The organism is Listeria immobilis, assembly GCF_014322765.1.
Taxonomy (GTDB): Bacteria; Bacillota; Bacilli; order Lactobacillales; family Listeriaceae; genus Listeria; species Listeria immobilis.
Window position 1 is genome coordinate 1 of record NZ_JAASTZ010000032.1, and the last position, 5195, is coordinate 5195.

2 protein-coding genes are annotated in these 5195 nt (G+C 36.7%); both read left to right on the forward strand.

The window, feature by feature from the left end; translation table 11 throughout:
• Positions 1-551, forward strand: a 551-nt coding sequence (locus HCJ50_RS15485) for a MucBP domain-containing protein (RefSeq protein WP_187127565.1), incomplete at its 5' end; no start/stop codon positions are given.
• Between the two features lie 547 nt (positions 552-1098).
• Positions 1099-5195 (forward strand): isopeptide-forming domain-containing fimbrial protein (locus HCJ50_RS15490; protein WP_187127566.1); only part of this gene is annotated, 4097 nt, incomplete at its 3' end.

A 5195-nucleotide genomic window follows, 5' to 3' on the forward strand; every position in this document is an offset into this window, starting at 1 on the left:
CGCCAGAAAATGCTATAGGTACATTCAGTGATACAGCACAAACAGTCACATATGTGTATGAAAAAGAAGTAGTAGCTGGCCAAGGTGTGACAATTCGATATGTAGATGGAGCGGGCAACGAACTAGCTCCGACAGACATATTAAGCGGAAATGTAGGTGATACCTATACTTCGACAGCCAAAGACATTGAAGGTTGGTTATTAGAAACAACGCCAGAAAATGCTACTGGCACATTCAATGACACAGCGCAAACCGTCACATATGTCTATGGAAAAAATACCGATGACATCATTCCGCTATCACTGCTAGAAGAGCCAACAACACCAAGTGATGATAAAATAGCAGACGGTAAGTTGAATGTAACGCCAACAGGAAAAATGAGCATTCAGCCAACGGTGACAAAAGAACCTACCAAACAAGCGAAAGAAAAAAGTTCCTTGCCAAAAACAGGGGACAGCACACAAAATAGTGGTATATTAGCCGGATTAGCACTTCTATTATTCGGTATAGCGCTATTCATGAGACATTCAACTAGAAAAAATAAAAAATAAACTAATAAGCTTAATATCAGTGATTAGAAAAATGGATTTAGGTAGGACCTTTATAAAGGACACCTAAATCCGTTTTTTTGTTAAACCGGTAAATTTATAGCTTGATAAAGTTATATGAATGAAGTTGGGAGAAATATTTTGAGTTATGTTTTTTATTGTTAATAATGCACATATTTTGTCAATTTTTTATAACATTTTTTCTTATATTTACTAGAAAAAATAAAAAATTAAGCATTCGTTTTCTGTATGTCTACTCTTAAAGTTCTCATTTTAAGATAAGTAATGGAGCCATTTTTGTTCGTTTTTTCACAAAGTAAGTCGATATATTTAAATCTAATTCCGATTAAACTAAGTGGAATTTAACAATGTTCACAAAAACAATTTAAAAACGTGTAATTTACACATGCGATAGATGCCCAACCTGTTAATATAATAATAGACTTACATGAGTGTTGTAGTCAAAATTAAGCGTAAATCTCATAATGACACCTGATTTTGTATGAAAAAGGTTTATGAAATTCCGCAACAAAAAAGAAAGGGTGGAAAAATGTCTAGACACAAAAAGGCTAGATTTAAAAGAGGATTTGCCAGTGTTGCTGCGTTATTATTAATAGTCCAAGCGTTTCTAACGCCTATTGCTGCCTCAGCTGCAACAAACAATAGCTCAAGTACAGAAGATAAAGTACTTAAGTTATCGGCAGACAATCAAAGTGTCAAAGTGAACTCGGATTTTGATGTTCATATTGCCCAGACTAGTGGGGACACTGCAACAATTGCTATTCCAAAAGGCATATCCTATGAAAAAATTGTTGACAACGATTTGAAAGACAACATCAAGGAAGCGACTTTTAACCAAGATAAATCAGAATTAAATATTATTTGGAAGGAGGATAAAAACGATAATTCTGCTGACTTAACATTGAAAGCTGGAAAAGCGGATAATTATGGTCTTATTGGTAAGACAACTGTAGATGGAAAGGAACATACATCGAATACATTGCTAATTATTGCAGAAAATTCAGCAGGTACACCGTCACTTCAATCAGGTAATATTAATACAGATATTGATATTGCGCCTGTAAGTAAAACGATTCAAGCTGGACAGGATGCTGTTTTTGCGTTGAATTTTAAAGTAACAGGAAGTCAAACTATATACCATAATGCAAATATCCAAGTAACACTTCCTAACAACGCTTCATTTACGCAAGATTTAAATGAATTGAAAATTTTCAATATAGCGCCCACATATGATGCAGCTACTCATCGCTTGACATATCATTTTGATACATTGAATGCTGGACAAGCAGAGCAAGTTCTTATTAAAGCACATTCTGAAAATGGTGAAACAGTAAATGGAACTACATTTGTTGCCAATGCGACTTTCACAGCAGATGATTTTACTGGAGATGCAACAGATGATGCATCGGTTACCGTAAAATCCTCTTCTAGTTTAGCTATTTCCAAAGAATATAAGCAAACTCTTAAGAATGGTACGACAAGTAGCGATCCAGCTGTTGAAGGTGACACAGGTGTATGGTCTATCAAAGTTAATGCAGACGCAAAAGATACAGGTCTACTTTACTTTAAAGAAGGTAGTAAAATTAAAGTGGTAGATACTATACCAACAGGATTAACATATGTTAGTGATGATTCAAATGGTGTGTATGATAGTAATGCACATACAGTAACATGGGAATTTGACGCACCGACAATTAATACACAAAAAGCAGTAGCAGATGGAGACTCCTTATTCAATAAAACCATTGAGGTTCGTACAACCTATGATACAGGTATAACTGAACCAACGGGATACACCAATAAAGCCTCTGTTTCTTCTGTGGATTATGGTGGTCAAACGATTTCTAAAGATGCTTCAGCCAAAACTTATGCTGGACCAGCTGGTAATGATGTTCCTGCCCCAAGTGGTGCAGTCTACTTTCCAACACATACAGGACCTTCTAATGGAAGTGGTGATATAGGAACAGGGGATAACAAAAATCCAAACCCGAGTGTTTATGATAGTGCACTTTTACGTTTTGATTTATTTAATCCAGCATATACTGCTAATAGTGGTACAATCCCATTTGATAAATATGATGTCACATATAATATAGATGATAATTTAAATTTGAACAAAATTGTAGTAGGAAATTCAGATTTTAATCCAGATGCTTTGCCCCCTGATGCAGTTGGTTTAGATGCTTCAACAGAGCCAAAAGCAAATATTTATGTGACTATTGATGGAGAAGAAACATTGTTAGTTGCAAACGCTGGTAAAGGAACATATAGTTTAGCGGATTATGGTTATTCTGCTAACGCACATATCAGTAATATTAGGTATAGTTATGTTAACCGAGGGGCCGGTACAAATAATTACGTTTCTATGTATTACAGTGTGAAAGAAGGCTACACAGGGAATGTTGCTAATACTGTCAACTATGATGTTGTCGGATATAATGCTGAGGGCAAACAAGTAGCTTGGGATAACAGTACGGATGCAAATGATGTTTCTACTGGGACGGGTACGAGAACAGCTTCCATCATTCCGCCACCACCTAACTCAGTTCCTATTTTAAAAAGCGCAGTATTTTTTACTGATGAAGAGAATGGTATTGTTAAAACAGGTAGTAATCACCTTGTTGGACGATTAATTAATGATAGTGCTTCAGTGAAACAAGCAACAGCACCACTTAGTGAGATGTTGCTACTTCCAAAAGGAGTGATAGTTGATACGGATGACCCAGCTTATCAAGTGTCAACAAATACGGAGTGGGGGGAAAGTACTTCCACTGGTATTAACCCAGAAGGAACCATAAAAATTGTTGATGGTAATTATAACGGAACTGGACAGCAACTAGTTGAAATTAAATGGAATGCAGATTCGATTTATCCGGGCTTACAACTTTCTTATCAATTTAACATTAAGATAGCAGACAATGCACCAAGTACTTTAACAACAATGGTTTATGGTTCTGTTGGAAATACTGATTTTGATGTACCAACCCAAACAGGAGATGCCATCACTAACTCTGTCAAAAAACAAGATACGAGTGATATCAACCAAAATGGCAATACCGATGAAAATTTAATAATATCAGGGAACAAATATAATATTATCCGTGAGGACAAAATATCTACTTCCAAATTAGTAAAAGGTGATCAGGATACTGGTTTTTCAAAATTTGGCCACACTTCATTAGGGGGAAACATTGATTATCAACTTAATTTAACTAATGATGGAGAGACACAAATCAATCAAATGGTATTAATGGATGTACTTCCATCTATTGGCGATTTAGGTATTACAGATAATTCGCAACGAGGTAGTCAATTCACACCAACTATGACAGGACCAATTAAGGTTCCCGATGTTTGGGCTGGAAAAGTGGCTATTACGTATAGTACCGCTACTAATCCAATGAGAGACGATTTAACTCAAAATGTGCTTTATCCAGAAACAACTAATCCAATCGTTAATCCTATGGATTCACAACAACCGAATTGGACCGATGAAATTGCTGTGACTGATTGGACTCAAATTCATAGCTTTAAGATTACTTTACTTGATAATGCAGAATTTAAAACTGGAGATAACATCATGTTAAGCTTCTCTATGCAGGCACCAAGTGATTTGAGTTCAGATTTAACCAATAGATCTATTGATGAACAAACTCGAGCAGCATGGAACTCCTTTGCTTTTGCTTCTAATAATTTACAAGTAGTTGAGCCTGAACGTGTTGGTGTCGTTGTGAATGACGCTCCAGAAGAACCAATTATTCACAAAGATGTGAATGACAAACAACATGAAGACTTGACGAACCGAGATGATAGTTTTGATTGGCATGTGAATGCAAGCTTTGGCAACACGACTTCTACATGGACACAAGCAAGTATCACAGATTCCATCAATGACTTATTAGAGATCCAAAACGTGACGGTAGTAGATGAAAATGGAACCGATGTGACAGCCAATGGTACTGTAAACATTGATGGTAATGACATTTCATTTGACCTAACGCAACAAGATGGTAGCTATAGCTATCTAGCAGGTCATACGTACACCATGACAGTGACAACGAAAATTAAAGATAGCACCACAGATGCAGAATTAGCACCATATATCGCTTCTGGAGGAATTCCAAACCAAGCGGACTTACACTTTGGTAACGCAGGAGATGTGATACATTCTGAAATCCCAACGGTAACGCCACCACCAGAAGAGCCAGTGATTGACAAAGATGTCAACAACAAACAACATGAAGATTTAACCAACCGTGATGACAGCTTTGATTGGCATGTGAATGCAAGCTTTGGTAACACAACAACATCATGGGATCAAGCAAGTATCACAGATTCCATCAATGACTTACTAGAGATCCAAAACGTGACGGTAGTAGATGAAAATGGAACCGATGTGACAGCCAGTGGGACTGTAAACATTGATGGAAACAATATTTCATTTGATCTAGCGAAGAAAGACGATACGTTCACGTATCTAGCAGGTCATACGTACACCATGACAGTAACAACAAAAATTAAAGATAGCACCACAGATGAAGAATTAGCACCATATATCGCTTCTGGAGGAATTCCAAACCAAGCGGACTTACACTTTGGTAACGCAGGAGATGTGATACACTCCGA